Genomic DNA, 18,596 nt, shown 5'->3' on the forward strand with positions numbered 1-18,596 from the left:
CCTATGCCTCCCGAAAAGCTTTTTCAGATAAGCTAATAACAGGCCCCAACAAGTAGTGCATAACAGTTCTTTCGCCTGTTTTAATCATGACCTCAGCTGGCATACCAGGTACAAAATACATCTCTTGCTCTTTCATTGTCGCCAGACCTTTTTCGGTCACTTGTAAGCGCGCTTCGTAATACTGCTCTCCTGTTTTTTCATCAGTAAACGCATCAGCAGAAACACGCAACACCTCTGCTTCAATGATATGAGCAGCCTGGAAATTAAATGCAGATAAGCGAATATCAGCCATTAAACCTGGGTGTATACGATCAATATCAACAACTTGCACTCGCGCCTTAATGGCAAACTCTTGCTCATTCGGCACCACTTCCATGATGGTTTTTCCTGGTTGAACAACAGCACCCACGGTACTGATATCAAACCCAACTACTTCGCCAGTAGCGGGGGCGCGAATATCCATTCGATTTAGTGTATCCCGCCAAGCTACTTGGCGAGACAACAAGTCAGCCTTTTTCTGCTGTGTTTCGCGCAGCTGAGTGACCACTTCTTCCATGTACACTTGCTTGTTCATCATCAGCTCGGAACGAGTAGAGCTAATATCAACCTCGGCCTTGGCGATTTCAGCGTCAACACTGTCTTTTTCGCCTTGCAAACGCAGCAATTCTCGCTGCATATCGTTTAAACGAATACGATCAGCCAACTGGCGGTCAAACAGTTCCTGCCACTCTTTTACTTCCGCTTCGTACGATTGGATACGGCCAACCAGATTATCGCGTCTAGCTTTCATCCCTCGAATTTGCTTTTCCAAGGCAGAAATACGTTTCTGGTAAATCTCAATATTTGATTTATACGACTCTCGACGTGCCTCAAATACCTGGCGCTGACCTTCGACAATGGCCTCCACCTCAGCCTTATCTGATTGCTGCAATAACTCGTCCGGGAAAGTGACAGCGTCGGCCGCTGCACGTTCCGCCAATAATCGGGCTTCTTGCCCTAAAGCTTCACGTAGCTGAGACTCAACGATCTCCAACTCTGAACTTGCCCGCGCATCAGATAGGCGCAACAGTAGATCACCCTGCTGAACTTGATCGCCCTCTTTCACAAAAATCTCACCAACCACACCGCCTTCAAGATGCTGCACTACACGATTCTGCGAATCGGTAACAACTTGCCCAATGCCAATCGCAGCTCCATCTAGTTTTGCTAGAGCGGCCCATCCGCCAAAGAATAGGAACGTCGCTGCAACAACCCACCAACCAAACCGAGAACGACCTTTATGATCGGTCTCGATTTTCAGCTCGTCAGCCACGTTGACTTCGGACATTTCACGTACATAGTCGCCGTGCACAACACCATCATCACCAACCACTACAGGGGTATCTTTATTTTGTTTACTCATTGCGCACCTCCCGCAGCCAGAGCAGGCTTGGTGCTATTTCCAAGGTTTAATTTACCATCTTGCAGAGCACGCATAACGTTGTCTCGATGATCGAACATCATTACTTGCCCCTCTGACAACACCATCATTTTATTCACCAGCTTCAGTATCGGTTTCCGATGAGAAATCAGTACTACTGTAACTTGCTGCTCGCGCAGTCTTTCCAACGTTTCCAACAGCGCAGCTTCACCTTGATCATCCAGATTGGAGTTCGGCTCATCCAGCACCACCAAACGCGGCTTTCCATAAACCGCTCGTGCCAGACCAATACGCTGACGCTGACCACCGGATAATGCGCCGCCACTACTGCTAATCACAGTGTCATAACCTTGCGGTAAACGCAGAATCAGCTCATGCACGCCTGCTAGTTTCGCCGCCTCCACAATGGCATGCGAGTTGATTTCACCAAAGCGACATATGTTTTCGCTAATACTGCCATCAAAGAGTTCAATATCTTGAGGCAGATAACCAATATATGGGCCCAGTTCAGTTTTATTCCACTGATGCACGTCCGCACCATCTAGCCGTACTTTGCCGTTAGACAATGGCCACACACCCAATAGCGAGCGTGCTAACGTAGATTTACCTGCAGCGCTAGGGCCAACCACCGCCAGCATATCGCCTTTATCAAGGGCAAAGTTAACACCACGCAACGCAGGAGCTGCAGCGCCGGGAGGAATTACAAACAAACCCTCTGCACTCAACTGACCTTCTGGTGCAGGCAGTGGCATCCCCGGCTCTTGTGTCGGATAAACAGCAAATAATTTATTCAAGCGATCGTATGCCTGGCGCGCTGATGCAAAACCTTTCCAAGAGCCGATTAATAAATCGAGCGGTGCCAAAGCACGCCCCAGCAAAATAGAACCTGCAATCAACATCCCAGGAGTGATTTCTTGGATAATGGCCAAGTAGCCACCCAACCCCAGAATCAGTGACTGAAAAAGCATTCGCAGACCTTTTGACACATTGGTCAGAACTGCTGCACGATCACTGGCATCAGCCTGCGCGGACAGAAAACTCAAATGGCGTTCCAGCCATTTTTTACGCAGCCCCGTTTCCATTCCCATAGCCGCGACGACTTCAGCATTTCGCACAGCTGAAGTGGCATATTGTGAGGATTGAACATTTTTTTGTCCCGCCTCGGCCAGTAGATCTTTCGTCGCCTTTTCGTTTGCGTATGCGAGCATCGCAAGAATGACAACAGCGATGACCGCAAAGATGCCATACCAAGTATGGAACATAAAAAGCACAGCAATATAAATCGGTAGCCAAGGTCCATCAAAAAATGCAAACAAGCCCTGGCCAGTCAAGAACTGGCGCAATGATGTCATATCCGAAATTGGCTGCGCACTTTGCCGACCAGGCTCATTCACTGACTGCTTAAACATCGACGCAAATAGCTTTTGATTCATACTCTGGTCAAGCTGATTCCCTACCCGAATCAGGATTCCAGACCGTGCTATTTGCATGAGAGCCATCGATACAAATAGTCCCACTAAAACGATAGTGAGCATGACTAAGGTCTCTACACTGCCACTACCCAGTGCACGGTCATAAACCTGCAGCATGTAAATGGCAGGTACCAGCATTAATAAATTAATGAACAGGGATAAGAAGCCAGCCGACATAAAGCCGCTTTTACAGGCTTTTAATGCCTTCTGTAGCTCTGTCAGCTCTTGCTCGTCTTTTTGTGAAAGCTTACGCATGGGTTGTTCCAAAACGGGAAATTGAATGTCGTATAGCGAAGGCGCAAACGCGATACGCGACGATGACCTTGTTGCTGTCTATGGGGGCGCTAAGCGCCAATTGCTAGAGGTCCACCGCGAATAAATGTCAGACAGCGCACGCGTAAGTGACGGCGGCCAAATACGCGTTTGCCACAAGGCGCCAGGACACGACCGAGCTGGGCACGCGCCGTAGCGTTACTTATCACGTCAGACCCGGCCATAGCGATCTTCCAGACGAACAATGTCGTCTTCACCTAAATAGCTGCCCGACTGCACTTCGATCATCTCCAGCGGGATCACGCCCGGATTTTCAAGCGCGTGGACTTGGCCTACGGGAATAAAAGTGGAGCGATTCTCCGTCACTAGATAAGTCTCGTCACCGTTGGTGACCTTGGCTGTACCAGAGACGACAATCCAGTGCTCCGCACGGTGATGATGCATTTGCACCGACAGCTTCGCACCCGGATTGACGGTAATGCGTTTTACCTGATAGCGCTCACCACTATCGATGGAGTCGTAACGTCCCCAGGGGCGATACACCTCGCGGTGCTGTACGTGCTCTTCACGCCCTTGGGTTCGTACTTGCGAGACGATGTTCTTAACGTCTTGCACCTTATCTTTGTGCGCGACCAGTACCGCATCCGGGGTATCGATCACCACCAAGTTGTCCACGCCCAAGGTGGCCACCAAACGCTGCTCGGCATACACCAACGAGTTGTGCGTATCTTGCAAAATAGCGTGGCCATCGGCACCGCTGCCCAGGCACGCATTGCCATGTTCGTCTTTGTCGCTGATTTCCCACAGCGCTGACCAGGAGCCGACATCGCTCCAACCGGCCTCTAACGGCGCCACCACAATGGGGCTGTTGCCACCGGCGGTTAACGGTTCCATCACGGCGTAATCAATCGAGTCGGATGGACTGCTGGCAAAAGCGTCACCGTCCACACGGACAAAGTCCATATCAGCACAGGTGTCTTTCATCGCCAGAGCACACGCGGCGAACATCTCTGGCTGGAAGCGCTCCAGCGCCTCTAAGTAGCGATCGGCACGCAGCATAAACATACCGCTGTTCCAGAAATACTGACCGCTGGCCACGTAATGCGCGGCGGTCGCTGCATCGGGTTTTTCTACAAACTGCTCGACGCACTGCAGGCCACTGGTTTGTGCTTCTGCGGCTTTCAAATAGCCATAGCCAGTGGCCGCTTCCGTGGGAACAATGCCCAAGGTGCCAAACTGCCCATCACGCACAGCGGGCAGTAGCGACGCCACCGCCGTTTGAAATGCCTCGGTATTTTCAATCACATGATCGGCCGCGAGCACCAATAAAATGGGATTGTCAGGCTGGCGCTGCAGAGCCTGCATCGCAGCCAAGGCGATGGCAGGTGCAGTATTGCGGCCGCACGGCTCCAATAAGATCTGTGCATGAATGTCCTGCTGGCGCAGCTGTTCTGCCACCAAAAAACGATGATCTTCGCTGCACACAACGATCGGTTGCTCAATGTCCATGCCCTGCAAACGGGCGGTGGTTTGTTGCAACATGGTGAGCTGACCCGCCAGCGGCAGAAACTGTTTCGGAAACGCAGCGCGACTCAGTGGCCATAATCGGGTCCCTGAACCGCCGGCGAGTATGACGGGGATCATGCGTGCAGGTCCTCTCTTCAGCAGGATGATAAAACGACGCGGGAATATAGCACGATGACGGGCGCCAACCCAGACACCCGCTGGGCGCAAAGTGCAGGCAAAGTGTAAAGGCTGACACAGCTGACCTTTTTCCAGGGCCTGTTAACACTATTTAGCTCTTTGCTGCTGGAAGTCAGTTTTTTCTTGAGTAAGGCATGAGGCGTGTGGTTTAACGGGTTAAATAAGCAACGAATAACGCGAGTCAGGGAAAAACTGACTCCAGCCCTTCGGGGTATGGCTGAAAACCCCTCAATCTGTGTTGCTCATCTTTCATTTAACTCGTTAAACATCCATCTTCGCGCCTTGGTTGAGGGATTTTCAGCTCATAACAGCGTGATCGAAATAGTGTTAGCAGGCCCTAGCGAGTTTGTGAGCTGTGCCTGGGTTATGTCCTAAGCCATTGTTGTGATCTGCGCTATGGCTGTGCGGCTTAGCGGTATTCCTTTTCACCGCGCGGTGGAAAGTGAACATCAGTTCCATCCGCCAGCAGCACCTTCACCGTCATATCGTCGATCTCATCCGCCAACACCAACTCCCCCAAACCACAGCCATTAAGCAAAGTGCGCCGCTCGGGATTGGGCTGTGGAAAGCGCTGGCGAATGCGCATCGAGCGGCGTTTGGTGAACCAGTTCAGTGGTGAGCGACTGGCGTACAGCCAGCGATTGCAGCGATCAAACCAATGCAACAGCTGAGCGGGAAAGGTATTTTTCAAACCACTGGCGGTGATTTGCAGAATTTTAGGGCCGTCTTGGCGGCGCTTGAGCTCCACATCGTAGGTGAAGGAGTAATGCACATCGCCGGACAATACGATGAACTGCGGCGGCGTTTTTCGGTGGCGAAAAATGTTCAACAGCACATTGGCCGCCCCCGGGTGCGCCATCCAATTCTCCGCATCCACCATCAGTGGGTGACCAAAGAAAGTAAACACCCGCTGCACCACTTCGATTAACTTGACGCCAAAGATCGGCGCGGGCGATACCAGCAGCACTTGCTGATGATCGATCAACTGGTGCTGTAACTCGCTCAGCCGCTCCCAGTCCATCAGCCCTGATGGTTTTCCCGAGCTGCTCTCCGAGCGCCAGCGATGAGTGCGGGTATCGAGCATCATAATCGGCGGCTGTGTCTCCAACACAAAGTGCCAGCCGTCATAGTCTACCAGGTGTTCGATTAACTCCGCCTGCTGATACGGGCCCCGTTGGGTCAATGCCTGCTGCGCCAACTCCAATGTTTCGCCAAAGGTGTCGGGCTGATTGCCCCAACCCTGAAACAACCAATAGCCGACCAACGCATTGCCAATGATGCGCCGTGAAAAGGGATTACCGTAAGCCGCTTCTTCCCAGCCACGAGTCAGATTCCAATCGTCCGTGACATCGTGATCATCAAAAATCATGTAACTCGGCACGTGCGCCATCACTCGTCGTACCGATGACAAGCCTTGCGCAAAGGCTTTGACCACGCTCAGCTCTTTGTCGTAACGCAGGCGCTGCAGGTCTGTCAGTACCGACGGCGGGGTATCGATATCCACCAACTGCCAGGGTACGTCTGACCACACCAGCAAGTACATGGCGACTATTTCGGCCAACGCAATGAGGTGGTTATCGGCTCCCACCGAGGTAAAAATGGGCTTGCGTGCGCCCTGAAAAAACACATCCGACAAGTCACGCCCGGCACTGTCGTCTGGCAATAACTTGGGGCGCTGGTAATAACACTCGTCGTGCTGCAACAGATCCTTTAAGTTGCTGACATCGGCGCCTTGCCAATTTTCATCGTGCAAACCAAGACGCTCGATGAGCTGATGAATGGCGTACAGGAAGGGCCCGGCAACGTCATCGGCGTAAATCTGGTCGCCCGTCATCAACAATACATCGGGCGCCGCTGCGCCGGTTTGTAACCTCGACGCCCATTCCTGATCCGCGCGCACCAACGCATCCGCACCATCGCAATGAGGTTTGCGACAGGAGCCATGCCAAACGCTGCCCAGCTGCGACTGCCAGCCTAGGCTGGGCGCGCTATGGTCGCGATAAAGCAAGGCCTCATCGGCGGCGAACAGCGACTGCTCGCCTTCCACTATGTCGTAGCCATAACGCTGGCCAGGTGACAGCGCATGATCAATGCACACACAATATAGAAAGCAGTGCTCGCCCAGCGGCAAGTGCTGGGTACTCACCCGGTCGGAAGAGAACAGCGCCATGGTATCGACTGGCCGCGATGAGTCGCTTGCTTGCAGCGACCACAAGCGCACCCCAGCTTTTGACGCCAACGGCCTGGATGTGACAAACATCAACGTGGCGCCTTCGGTGTGGGTATGCCGCAGCCACGGCCCGGCGAGGATCAACGGCAGTTCGCTCGTAGTCATAGCTCTGGCAATCCTTGTGTTCTGGTGGTTTCTTGCTGTCTGAGCCAATGCCAATCACTGACCAGCTGGCGAGCGTATTCCAAACTCAGGTCGATCAAAGACTCACGCACCTTTGCCATGCAAGCGACGACCGCCTGCTCAAACTGTTGGCTGCGACGATCGCCGCGGCCATGAGCCAATGCCAGCGAGATACCGCATGCATGCGCGTAGTCACTCAGCCCTCCCGCGACAGCACGCTTCCCGCAGACGAGATCTTCCGGGTCCAATCCAACACGAGCGTGATGGCGTGAGCGCACCAACCAATGAGCACCGCGCCAAGCCACTTCATCAACAATGAGATCCGGGGCACGCTGCATACGCCGCTGACATACGGCCGTTAGATGAGCAGGGTTCAAACGGTTACCGGGGTGCAGGGCGGGGAATGCATGCAAGGGCGCCGCTGGGCGCTGCTGTTTGACTTCTACGATATGGCACAACAGCCAATCGCGCTCGGTACTGGCCGCAGCCGGGCCAACCAGCAAGTAATAACGCTGCATATTATGCGAACCCGTGCCGGCATCCAGGCGCCGCACGACGTCCAAGATGGCATCATCGACGTAGGGCGAAAACGCCGCCGCTACGGCGATTTGATCGTCCTCGGACAGGCGTTCGAATCGCTCTGGACGCGATTGAAAGCGCATTTGTGCCAGATCAACGGCCTTCGCCAGCGAACTCTTGCGAGCAAAGTCCTTGGCACCACAGCGCCGCCGGCGGGCTTTTTTAAACGCTTTGCGCAGTAGGTGCCCTTTGCTGAAGTGATCGAGGGCATGATCGTAATCTATGTGACCATTCACAAGCCGTTCGCAGGTGTGCTCATAAGCATCAAAAAATGCAGTTAATGCCGCCGTCACCTCTGCGTCATCGGCACACACTCGTTCGCTAAGCGCTTCGGCTTGTGGATAGTCGCCGCTCAGGACACCTTGGCAATGGTCGGCTGCCAGCACCAGACTGGTGGCATAGCGTAATAAATCCCAGCCAGCGTGGCCGTAGCAAGCGTCGTCAAAATCATTGGGAGCGAACACAATGCAGTCGCCGTGCGACCCTTGCTCACTGAAAAAGCCAAAGTTGGCGACGTGACAGTCACCCTGCACCAGAGTAGTCGGCCATAAGGTAAGCGCGGCCGGCAGTTCAATAACGGCATCGGCTAGGTCTTGGTAAAACTGACCCGCACTGCCACGCAACATATAAAACGGGCTGATGGCCATTTTTTGATGCTTGGCCAGGCCACTTCCCGGAGCAACACCATCGACTCTGCGCATCACCGCGCTCATTCTTGTCGCAGGGGCCGTCATTTACATTCTCTCCCTCACAGTCTGCGTGCCCACTATGCTGCCAATACCGCAGCGCGTAAATTGACCCGCTCTAGACGAACGCTTTAGACGAACATTTTTTGACGAAATAAGTTGCGCGGACTAGAAGCGCCACTCCGCACTGATCATTCCCTGACTGAGCTGACTGCGCAGCTCGTTGTAACCGTCGCGATCACGCCAATTGATGTAGCGATATTGGTACTGCAAATCCACCGACGCGCGACGCCACACCAACACGGGAATGCCCGCGCCGATCATTAACGATGCCCCGTGACGCGCCACGGCATCACCGTAGTGCCAGCCGGCGGTGGTGATGACATACGCAGGCTTAGGCAAACCATCGGCGGGTAACTTGAGGCGCACGCCCAGCTCAGCACCAACCACACTGTCGTTGACCTCATCGACATCCTGCAAGCGTGCAAAGTTGGCCGTCAGCAAGCCGTCGATGCGCTCGCTGAGCCCCCAGCCATAGCCCAGGTACGCCGTGTGTCCGTCACCCTCAACACGAATAGAACCGCTGTCATTATCGGCACGAATTGACGCAGTACCGCTGCCCGCCCCCAGCGTCCAGAAACCTTCGGCACTGGCATTCATGCTGCTCAGCAACACGCTCAGCAACCACACAGCGCGCAACCTGATCATACTGTTATTCCTCTCAGCATCATTTTGTGGGCGCGTCGGTGTCGCCGCTCCCTTGTCTGGTTCCCACTATACTGATGACATTAACGGGCTACCAACCTCTGTCATGGATGTATTAAATCGCTGGGCCTTTCCGATCGTATTAACCCTGCTGGCCATCGCTTTGTGGCACAGCAGCGCCTTTCAAGAAATCGCCGCCGGGGTGGCGCTGTTTTTATTCGGCATGTTGTCGTTGGAACGTGGCTTTAAAGCGCTCAGCGGCGGTGTATTGCAGCAATGGCTGCAGCGCTGCACCAGCAGCACAGCCAAGGCGCTCGGGGTGGGCATCGTCAGCACCACGCTAATGCAATCGAGCTCATTGGTATCGGTGCTGAGTATCTCGTTTATTTCTGCCGGTCTGATTCCCCTAACGGCGGGGCTTGGTATCGTTTTTGGTGCCAATCTTGGCACCACCACGGGTGCTTGGCTGATTGCCATGTATGGCCTGACCATTAAGTTATCCACCTACGCCTTGCCGCTGTTGGTGTTTGGCATCGCGCTGCAATTTCAGCACCGGCGCAAGTGGCAAAGCATGGGCCATATCCTGACCGGTGTAGGGTTTGTCTTCTTTGGCATCCACATGATGAAACAGGGGTTCAGCGCCTACGACAGCCTGCTGGTGTTGGACGGTATTAACAGTGAGCAATGGTCGGCGCGTTTGCTGTTTGTCGCCCTTGGTATTCTCGCAACGGTGATCATGCAATCCAGCCACGCCACCTTGGTATTGATTTTGACCGCCCTGGCCAACGGCCAGATCGACTACCTCGCTGCACTGTCCATCGCCATTGGCGCCAATGTCGGCACCACCATCACGGCGCTAATCGGCGCCCTGGGGGCCAACCATGCCGGCCGGCAACTGGCCGCAGGGCACGTGATGTTTAACCTACTGACCGGAGTGTTGGCCTTATTGTTGTTGCCTTGGTTACTGTTGTTGACAGAGTGGCTGGCCACTTGGCTGCAGCTACCGCCCGACAGCGATACTTTGCGCCTGGCGTTGTTTCACAGTCTGTTCAACTTTCTTGGTGTGGTGCTGATGACACCAGCCATCGGGCCATTAGCCCAACTGCTGCAAAAGTGGCTGCCAGAGCAAGCTGGCCACAGCAAACGCGCTCGCTTTCTCAACGAGGCCGCTTTGGCCTCTGCGACCTCCGCCATTAGCGTCAGTCAGCAAGAGACCCAACGCCTGTATCGCTTTAGCCGCGACGTTATCATCCAGGCATTGGGCTGGCGCGCGCATGATTTTCGCTTGCACCATAGCCTGATCAACGACGAGCAAAGCACCGATATTGAGTTGCAGCATCAGCACCTGCAGCAAGGCTATCAGCACCGCCTAAAGCCGGTGTACGGCGACATCGTTGAGTTTGTGGTCAGGGCGCGAGCGCGCGCCGGTAACGGTGAAGATGAACAGCTCAGGCGTATTCGCGTGGCAGGGTTTCATTTGTTGGAAGCCATAAAGGGCGTCAAGCATCTGTTAGATAACCTCACCCACTATTTGCATCATGGGCCCGTGGCCATGACCGCCAACTATCACGCGTTGCGCACTCAAATTGCCGCCACTTTGACGCTGTTTGATCAAACGCTGGAACTGAAGGACAGCCAAGACATTGAGCTGCAGCTGCAACGCCAGCATTTGCAACTGCAGCGCTTCAACGATGATATTGATATGCAGCTTGAGCAGTTGATTCAACAGCAGCAAATCAGCTCGGTGATGGCTACATCATTGATGACCGACAAAAGCTATTGTTTACATGCCTGTAAGCGATTACTGACATCAGCCGAATATTTGCTGCTAACGCCGCAATTGGACAACCCCGATTGGTCGCTAAATGACGACGATTATCGACAACTGGCGCGCCAACCACTCCAAGGGGATCAGCCATGAAGTTTCGTAAACTGATGAAGCGTGTGCAAGGCTACTTCGATCAAAATCAGCGCCAACGACGAAAGCAGCGTAAAGACATCAAACATTGCCTGAAAAAACTGCGCAAAAAGCAGAAACACCTGGAAGAGAAGCTGTTGCTCAGTAAGCACCCCGACGAGCAGCAGGAGCTCAAAGACAAAATCGCCTTGCTCAAGCAGCAGCGTCAGAAGTTGCTGACGGTGTTATCCAACGACGCCACCTAAGCTCTGCCAAAGCAGCCAAACTGCGACAAATTAGTCAGTTGTTAGCGCATTGTTCTCGCAAAATAGCCACACAGGTCAAGAGGTTTCTAATTCACAGCATCCACTCTCGCCACTGAGCTAAGCTGGTTATAAGTCAGGCGTAAGTATGAGATACGCCACAGCTCATATGCGGAGACATGCCATGCCCCAGCTTTCGATCAAAGCCAGAATCATTCTGTTAGGTACCTTGCCAGTGTTGATTCTGGCAGCGTTGATGATCGCCACGCAACTGATCTCAGCCGCCGACGAAACCGCCGCCAGCATTGATTCAATGCGCCAGCAAGCCATGACACGCAAGTCCAACGAGCTAAAAAGCTATGTGCAAATGGCGGTGTCGGTTATCCGCCCGGTAATGAATGACAACAGCCTAAGCGCCGAGCAACGTGCCCAGCAGGCCGCAGAGCTGCTGAATCGCTTTCGTTACGGCGGCGGCTCTGGCTATATGTTTGCGTACAATACGCAAGGCGTTGCCCAAGCCCATGGCGCCAAACCCGAATTGGTCGGCCAGCAGATGATGAACATCCAAGACAAAGACGGTGTTTATATTATTCGCGAACTGCTGGACGCCTCACGCAATGGCGATGGCTTTGTCGAGTACCGCTGGGATAACCCAGCCACCAACAACCCCAATGGCCGCAAGCTGTCTTACGGCCAATATGTGCCGGAGCTGCAATGGATGATTGGTACCGGCTTTTACATTGACGACATAGAAGAGCAGCTGGCCGGCGTGGCGGCACAAATCAAACAGCGCAATGCTGAATTCCTGCAAGAAACGCTGCTGACTGTCGTCATTATGCTGGGGTTATTGGCAGCCGCGGCGTTATGGATGGCCCGTCGCATTGTCAATCCATTGCATCGTGCGGTGTCAGCGATGGAAGAAATTTCCAGCGGCGACGGTGACCTGACCCGTCGCATGAGTGTCGATGGCAACGATGAGCTGGGCCGCCTTAGCGGTGCGTTTAATCGCTTCGCTGATCAGGTGCAAAAACTGGTACAAGGGGTCTGTGCGTCCAGTCAGACCTTGGTCGGTGCAGCCGGGCAGCTGCGAATGGCGGTCGATAATGCCCGCAACGGAGCCGACCGCCAGCATCAGGAAAGTGACCAAGTGGCCACCGCCATGAATGAGATGTCGGCCGCCGCCACTGAAGTGGCCGGTCATGCCAGCTCCACAGCGGACGCCGCCAGTGGTGCTGATCAGCAAGTCAAAGACTCTTTGCAAGTATTGCAACAGTCGATTGCCGTGATCGATGGACTGGAAAGCCAAGTGCAAGAAGGCGTCACCGTAATAGAAACCTTGGGCAAAGATTCCGAGAATATTGGCAGTGTGTTGGATGTGATTCGAGGCATCGCCGAGCAAACTAACTTGTTGGCGTTAAACGCGGCGATCGAAGCAGCACGAGCGGGTGAAGCCGGACGCGGCTTTGCCGTGGTGGCCGACGAAGTACGCTCACTGGCGAGTAAAACCCAAAGCAGCACCGATGAAATTCAAACCATGATCACCCGTCTGCAGCAAGGCGCTGGGGATGCGGTGCGGGTCATTAGCAGCATTCAGGAAAGCAGCGCCGCCAGTGTCAGCGAGAGCCGCAAGGTCGACGAGGCATTACACACCATCTCCGGCGCCGTGCAGGTGATCAATGATATGACCACACAAATTGCCAGCGCCGCAGAGGAGCAAACCAGTGTGGCGGCAACCATTAATGAAAATGTTCACAGCATCGTTGCGATTGCTCGTGAAACCGCCGACGAAACCAGCAATTCAGACGCCAGCACCGAGTCACTGGAAAATGTTGCCCACGAGTTGCAGGCCATGGTGTCGCAATACCGCACCTAATATGGTGCGCAGCGAGCGGGCATCACCAGTGACTTATCCCCCGTAACTATCGCTGGTGATTATCGTGAGTGATCGTCGACGGCGGGCGCCGAGGGTGTCGTTGAGAGCGGCACCCAAATCGTGCCTAGCAAATAATCTTGTGCCTGACCGGATAACAGGATGCGCTGCCCCTGCACTTGGCAGTGCACACGGCCACCACGAGCAGACAATTGCTGCGCCATTAATGTCTGTTTATTGAATTGCATCGCCCAATAAGGTGCTGTTTGGCAATGTGCAGACCCTGTCACCGGGTCTTCGTTGACGTTTAATTTCGGGAAAAAGCAGCGGCTAACAAAGTCGCACTGCTCACCCGGTGCCGTCACAATCACACCGCGACGATCCAACGATAGCCAAGCATTAAAATCTGGATTAACCGCCCGCAGGTGCGCCTCGCTTTCCAGCACCAGCAGATAATCAAAGCCAGCCAGCACCGCCTTCGCATCCATGCCCAAACCACGAAGTAACTCGGCGGGTGGGGTCACAGGAGTCGGCACTGTAGCGGGAAAGTCCATGGCGTAGCCCTGCTCACTACGCTCGACCTTGAGCTCACCACTGCGGGTAAAAAAGGTCAGCTGCGGCTCGTTAACACCCAAGTGTTGATACAACACATGCGCCGCCGCCAATGTGGCATGGCCGCATAAATCCACCTCGGCTTCAGGTGTCATCCAGCGCAGCTGATAGCCGTTCTCTGTGGCGACAATAAATGCCGTCTCAGACAAATTATTCTCCCTGGCAATGGCCTGTAGTACATCGTCCGCCAGCCAGCGATCCAATACGCACACGGCCGCTGGGTTGCCAGAAAATACCTGCTCGGCAAAGGCATCGACCTGATACAGAGTGATTGCTTGTTTCATCATGATTAAACGTCCTCCTAGCGGCCAATGTTTCATGTTTTAATGCCGCTCGCCAGCATTGCAAGGCTGTACCGGAGAATGGCTGCAGCACTGTATTGTTGCCTGTCAGAGGGACTGTTATGCTCGCCGCCATTTTGGGGAAGTAGCCCGTTGCATTGGCACATAGCCGGCAGTTCGCTGGTCAACACAGGTAGGGCCTGTGGTCAGTGAGTCTGTAAGCATTCATGATCCTATCGGCGAGACTCGGGGAATCTCTGAGTAATTCGATGCCCGCACTGAAGCATCAGAGGACTCCCAATCATCGCTGCCTTGCTCTACTGACCTGCTGCACTCGCTGAGCTGCACAGAATTGTCCAGAGCTTCCCTGTCTACCCACTCTAAATTGGCGGGAGGTGGGCATTTGCTTTTGCCTGTGTATCCCGCCTGGACGTTTTTTTATGGACGCATTTGTTACCAGCACATTGACCGTCACCCTTGCAGAAATGGGCGATAAAACGCAATTGCTGTCGCTGTTATTAGCCGCTCGTTTTCGCAATAAAGCCGCCATTGTCATGGGCATTTTCGTAGCGACGATACTCAATCATGCCGCGTCAGCCTGGCTGGGAAGTTGGTTGGCTACATGGCTGCACGGCCAATGGGCCAGCTGGTTATTGGCCGGAAGTTTTATTGCGCTGGGACTGTGGTTACTGATCCCCGACAAAGACGAAGACGTAGCGCAGCGCTTTGATCAGTGGGGAGCGTTTCTGGTAACCACCGGACTATTTTTTATCGCTGAAATTGGCGATAAAACCCAAGTGGCGACGGTGCTGTTGGCGGCACAGTTCCAGCAAATAGTGTGGGTCACCGTCGGCAGCACGCTCGGCATGATGCTAGCGAATGTACCGGTGATTTATCTCGGTCAGGCATTGCTGCAGCGCTTACCCATGGCATGGCTGCAGCGCATAGCCAGTGTGCTATTTATCGCTGTGGGTGTTTGGGTACTGTTTGCCAGTTAAACGCAGCGCTGCAAGGTGTCCGATGGACGCTCGCCAAACAGCTGTTTGTAGTCGTGGCCAAATTGACCGGCATGCCAGAACCCCCACTCCGCAGCCACGCGGCTGATCAGCAGCCCCTCATCAGCGCTGGCCAGCAGCAACTGACGGCGCACACCGTTTAAGCGCGTGATGCGCACATAACGCTGCGGGCTCATGTTGAGCACCGCTTCAAAACTGTATTGCAGCGTGCGCCGACTGACATGGGTGAGTTGGCACAGCTCGGTGATGGTTATTGGTGCATGAGGGTGAGCCTCCACGTAGGCCTGAATGCGCTCAACCACAGCGCGGCGGCGGCCATAACTGCTGCGGCGCTGCTCGCGCACACTCGGCTGTTGCAGCACTTCCAGCACGGTGGTGAACAATAACTCCTGCTGTAGCCGGCCACCTACGCCGGTATGCATGGGCGTTAACCAGCGTTGCACCATATAGCGCAGCGCATTGAGCTGCTGCAACTGCCACTGTTTGCGAGGCTGCAGCCAAGCTCGTGCATCCAACTCGATGCCCAGTGTGTCAGCACACTGCAGCAATGCTGGCTGACTGATCACCACGCCGTAGATGTCGAACTCAGCGGGCGTCGTCAGCTCAAAATCACAATGACCAGGGCGCACCATTATCTGATCGGCAGCAACCCGCTCGCCGTTGATGCGACATTCAGAATCGTTGGCGGCAAACCCCAGCCATACCGAGTCCGGCCAGACATTGCACTGCTGCAATAATGCCTGGCTGGTGTATTCACAGAAAATCTGCAGTTGCTCAAATGCCAGCTCATCAATGCGACCGTAGAAGCGCCCATCGCTGAGCTGATCGTATTGCTGCTGCCAGTTGCGCAAGTTGTGCGCATGCACATCGGCATCCGATGCTTCGGTTCTGCACAATGCTGGTGCGTTATCGCTCATTTACAGTGCTACCTCTGGTATCGGCCTCAGCCATGTATCTGAAGCCCGCCTCTGAATACCCTCACAAAAACCATCTAAGTCATTGTTTTAAATGCATTTTTTAAAACTTGCCGAATTTCGATAGGCGCCCGGCATGGCCCTAGCTGCAACGTCTGTATCACTCAAGCGAAGAAGCGAGTTGCCACGAGGCAAGTTTCGTTCCCGCGCCTAAGTTGCAGGACACACCATGCATAAAACGTATCGCTACACATTGGGTAGCAAAACCTACGAATTCAGGCATTTGGCTGACTTACTGGCACGCGCCACCCCAGCTCGCTCTGGCGATCGCTTGGCCGGGGTGATTGCCCGCTCCGCCGAAGAACGGGCGGTGGCGCAAATGGCGTTGGCAGACGTACCACTGAGCAACTTTCTCAACGAAGCACTGATTCCGTACGAGCAAGACGAGGTGACACGGCTGATCATCGACGATCACGACGCCGCCGCCTTTGCCCCCATCAGCCATTTAACCGTCGGCGACTTTCGCAATTGGCTGCTCTCGGATCATGCCAGCAGTGCCATGTTGGCTCAGGTGAGTGCCGGGATTACGCCAGAAATGGCCGCCGCCGTAAGCAAAATCATGCGCAATCAGGATCTCATTTTGGTAGCGCAAAAATGCCAGGTAACCAGTGCGTTTCGAAATACCCTGGGGCTGCATAAAAGATTGTCGACACGGTTGCAGCCCAATCACCCCACCGATGATATGAACGGCATTGCCGCCAGCATTCTCGATGGCCTGCTGTATGGCAGTGGCGATGCCGTGATTGGTATTAACCCCGCCACCGATAACGTTGCACAAGCCACACGCCTATTGCACTTGATGGACGACGTGATTCAACGCTACGACATTCCGACTCAATCGTGCGTGCTCACTCACGTCACCAACACTTTAGAGTGCATCGAACAAGGCGCACCGGTGGATTTGGTCTTCCAATCGATTGGCGGCAGCGAAGCCACCAACAGCAGCTTTGGTTTTAACCTGGCCACCCTGGCGGAAGCCCAGCAAGCTGCTTTGTCATTGCAGCGCGGCAGCGTCGGCAACAATGTTATGTATTTTGAAACGGGCCAAGGCAGCGCGTTGTCTGCCAATGCTCACCATGGCCTCGATCAGCAAACCTGCGAAGCGCGTGCTTACGCCGTGGCGCGAAAATTTTCACCGTTGTTGGTGAATACCGTAGTGGGGTTTATTGGCCCGGAATATTTATTCGACGGCAAGGAAATTATTCGCGCCGGATTAGAAGATCATTTCTGCGCCAAATTGCTCGGTTTACCCATGGGCTGCGACGTCTGTTACACCAACCATGCCGAGGCTGATCAAAACGACATGGACAATCTGCTGACCTTATTGGCCACCGCAGGCTGCTCCTTCGTGATGGGTATTCCGGGCTCGGACGACATCATGCTGAATTACCAAACCACTTCCTTTCACGACGCTCTGTACGCCCGCAGAGTGCTCGGCCTAGGCGCGGCGCCGGAATTCGAGGCCTGGTTAGAAAAAATGCACATCATGAGCAATGCCCCGGGTGCCTGTCTGAACGATGCATTGCCACCGGCGTTTGCACACTCACTGCAATCGCTGCCCGCCAACAGTGGCGATACTGATCAGGAGGCAAACCATGGTTGATCAACCGGATAACACCCACCCATGGCAGGGGGTGGTGGATAACCCCTGGCGTCGTCTGCGGCAGTTTACCGCCGCCCGCATCGGCCTCGGCCGCAGCGGCGTCAGCCTGCCCACCCATGAGATGTTGGCGTTTCAGCTGGCCCATGCTCAGGCCCGTGATGCCGTGCATACGCCGCTGGATTTTGCCGCCTTGAGCCAACAACTAGAGCGCTTGTCCGAGCAGCACGCCGTTTTAAATCGCGAACCACCGTTGCTATTGCACAGCGAAGCGGTGAATCGCATGACCTATTTGCAACGCCCCGATCTTGGCCGCCGCCTAGACGATGCCTCGCGGGTGCTGCTGCAACAAGAACAACACAGCCCCAAGCAACCGTTTGATCTGGCATTAGTGATCGCTGATGGCTTGTCCGCCACCGCCATTGCCCACAATGCCTGCGGCTTTATCGCAGCGCTGGCAACGGAATTACAGCAGGACAGCCAAGACTGGCGGTTAGCGCCTGTGACGTTAATTGAGCAAGGCCGCGTCGCCATCGGCGACGACGTTGGCGAGCTGTTAAATGCACGCTTGGTGCTGATGTTAATTGGTGAACGTCCTGGTCTCAGTTCGCCTGACAGTCTGGGCTTGTACTTAACCTATGCCCCGCAACGCGGACTCAATGATGCACGGCGCAACTGCATTTCTAATGTGCGCCCCGAAGGCTTGCCTTGGCAGCAAGCCGCCCAGCGCGCGATGTATTTATTGCGTCAGGCACGGCAATTAAAGATTTCCGGCGTGGATTTAAAAGATCGCAGTCCGTCACTCGACGCCGACAGCAACGCCACTATTTCTGCACACCACAATAACGACGCATCGCCGACCGATGCGCAACACAACTTTCTATTATGAGA

At 54.4% G+C, this 18,596-nt stretch carries 14 protein-coding genes; 6 read left to right on the forward strand and 8 right to left on the reverse strand.

Features of this window, described 5'->3' with window-relative positions; all coding sequences use genetic code 11:
- Position 1: 1 nt before the first annotated feature.
- The 6 genes from CHH28_RS01995 to CHH28_RS02020 all read right to left on the reverse strand — a co-directional run bounded on the left by CHH28_RS01995 (position 2) and on the right by CHH28_RS02020 (position 9,195).
- On the reverse strand, positions 2-1,402 hold the full coding sequence (locus CHH28_RS01995; RefSeq protein ID WP_094058736.1) for an HlyD family type I secretion periplasmic adaptor subunit: 1,401 nt from the start codon (positions 1,400-1,402) through the stop codon (positions 2-4).
- On the reverse strand, positions 1,399-3,147 hold the full coding sequence (locus CHH28_RS02000) for a type I secretion system permease/ATPase (protein WP_094058737.1): 1,749 nt from the start codon (positions 3,145-3,147) through the stop codon (positions 1,399-1,401). Before CHH28_RS02000 ends, CHH28_RS01995 begins: the two co-directional genes overlap by 4 nt.
- A 228-nt stretch (positions 3,148-3,375) precedes the next feature.
- On the reverse strand, positions 3,376-4,809 hold the full coding sequence (locus CHH28_RS02005) for a mannose-1-phosphate guanylyltransferase/mannose-6-phosphate isomerase (RefSeq protein ID WP_094058738.1): 1,434 nt from the start codon (positions 4,807-4,809) through the stop codon (positions 3,376-3,378).
- A 469-nt stretch (positions 4,810-5,278) separates the two neighbouring features.
- Positions 5,279-7,204, reverse strand: coding sequence for an alkaline phosphatase D family protein (locus tag CHH28_RS02010; RefSeq protein WP_094058739.1), 1,926 nt, complete (start codon positions 7,202-7,204; stop codon positions 5,279-5,281).
- Positions 7,201-8,502 carry a DUF2252 family protein gene (locus CHH28_RS02015; protein ID WP_233243709.1) on the reverse strand — a complete coding sequence of 434 codons (1,302 nt, stop codon included), beginning with the start codon at positions 8,500-8,502 and terminating at the stop codon, positions 7,201-7,203. Before CHH28_RS02015 ends, CHH28_RS02010 begins: the two co-directional genes overlap by 4 nt.
- 153 nt (positions 8,503-8,655) lie before the next feature.
- Complete coding sequence (locus CHH28_RS02020; protein WP_157729727.1) at positions 8,656-9,195, reverse strand: outer membrane beta-barrel protein; 540 nt, start codon at positions 9,193-9,195, stop codon at positions 8,656-8,658.
- A gap of 103 nt (positions 9,196-9,298) precedes the next feature.
- On the opposite strand from CHH28_RS02020, the gene CHH28_RS02025 reads away from it, so the two are divergent.
- The 3 genes from CHH28_RS02025 (at position 9,299) to CHH28_RS02035 (ending at position 13,225) form a co-directional block, all read left to right on the forward strand.
- Entirely contained in the window at positions 9,299-11,113 is a 1,815-nt protein-coding gene (locus CHH28_RS02025) for a Na/Pi cotransporter family protein (RefSeq protein WP_199243980.1), read from the forward strand.
- The gene (locus CHH28_RS02030; RefSeq protein WP_094058743.1) at positions 11,110-11,355 is read left to right on the forward strand and encodes a hypothetical protein; all 246 of its coding nucleotides are present in this window, start codon (positions 11,110-11,112) and stop codon (positions 11,353-11,355) included. The genes CHH28_RS02025 and CHH28_RS02030 overlap by 4 nt, the downstream gene beginning before the upstream one ends.
- Before the next feature lie 181 nt (positions 11,356-11,536).
- Positions 11,537-13,225, forward strand: coding sequence for a methyl-accepting chemotaxis protein (locus CHH28_RS02035; protein WP_094058744.1), 1,689 nt, complete (start codon positions 11,537-11,539; stop codon positions 13,223-13,225).
- Between the two features lie 59 nt (positions 13,226-13,284).
- Here CHH28_RS02035 and CHH28_RS02040 read toward each other — a convergent pair whose 3' ends face one another.
- A complete protein-coding gene (locus tag CHH28_RS02040; protein ID WP_233243711.1) occupies positions 13,285-14,121 on the reverse strand; it encodes a PhzF family phenazine biosynthesis protein in 837 nt (278 codons plus the stop codon).
- 434 nt (positions 14,122-14,555) lie between these two features.
- Here CHH28_RS02040 and CHH28_RS02045 point away from each other — a divergent pair, with 434 nt between their 5' ends.
- Positions 14,556-15,113 carry a TMEM165/GDT1 family protein gene (locus tag CHH28_RS02045; protein WP_094058745.1) on the forward strand — a complete coding sequence of 186 codons (558 nt, stop codon included), beginning with the start codon at positions 14,556-14,558 and terminating at the stop codon, positions 15,111-15,113.
- Here the strand turns inward: CHH28_RS02045 and CHH28_RS02050 are convergent.
- Positions 15,110-16,048, reverse strand: a complete 939-nt coding sequence (locus tag CHH28_RS02050; RefSeq protein ID WP_094058746.1) for a helix-turn-helix domain-containing protein — start codon at positions 16,046-16,048, stop codon at positions 15,110-15,112. The two genes, CHH28_RS02045 and CHH28_RS02050, sit on opposite strands and share 4 nt — an antisense overlap.
- Positions 16,049-16,274: 226 nt before the next feature.
- Here CHH28_RS02050 and CHH28_RS02055 point away from each other — a divergent pair, with 226 nt between their 5' ends.
- Positions 16,275-17,708: an ethanolamine ammonia-lyase subunit EutB gene (locus CHH28_RS02055; protein WP_094058747.1), complete on the forward strand. Its 1,434-nt coding sequence runs from the start codon at positions 16,275-16,277 to the stop codon at positions 17,706-17,708.
- Positions 17,701-18,594: an ethanolamine ammonia-lyase subunit EutC gene (gene eutC, locus CHH28_RS02060; protein ID WP_094058748.1), complete on the forward strand. Its 894-nt coding sequence runs from the start codon at positions 17,701-17,703 to the stop codon at positions 18,592-18,594. The genes CHH28_RS02055 and eutC overlap by 8 nt, the downstream gene beginning before the upstream one ends.
- Positions 18,595-18,596 lie beyond the last annotated feature (2 nt).

It is taken from the genome of Bacterioplanes sanyensis (assembly GCF_002237535.1).
GTDB lineage: Bacteria > Pseudomonadota > Gammaproteobacteria > Pseudomonadales > Oceanobacteraceae > Bacterioplanes > Bacterioplanes sanyensis_A.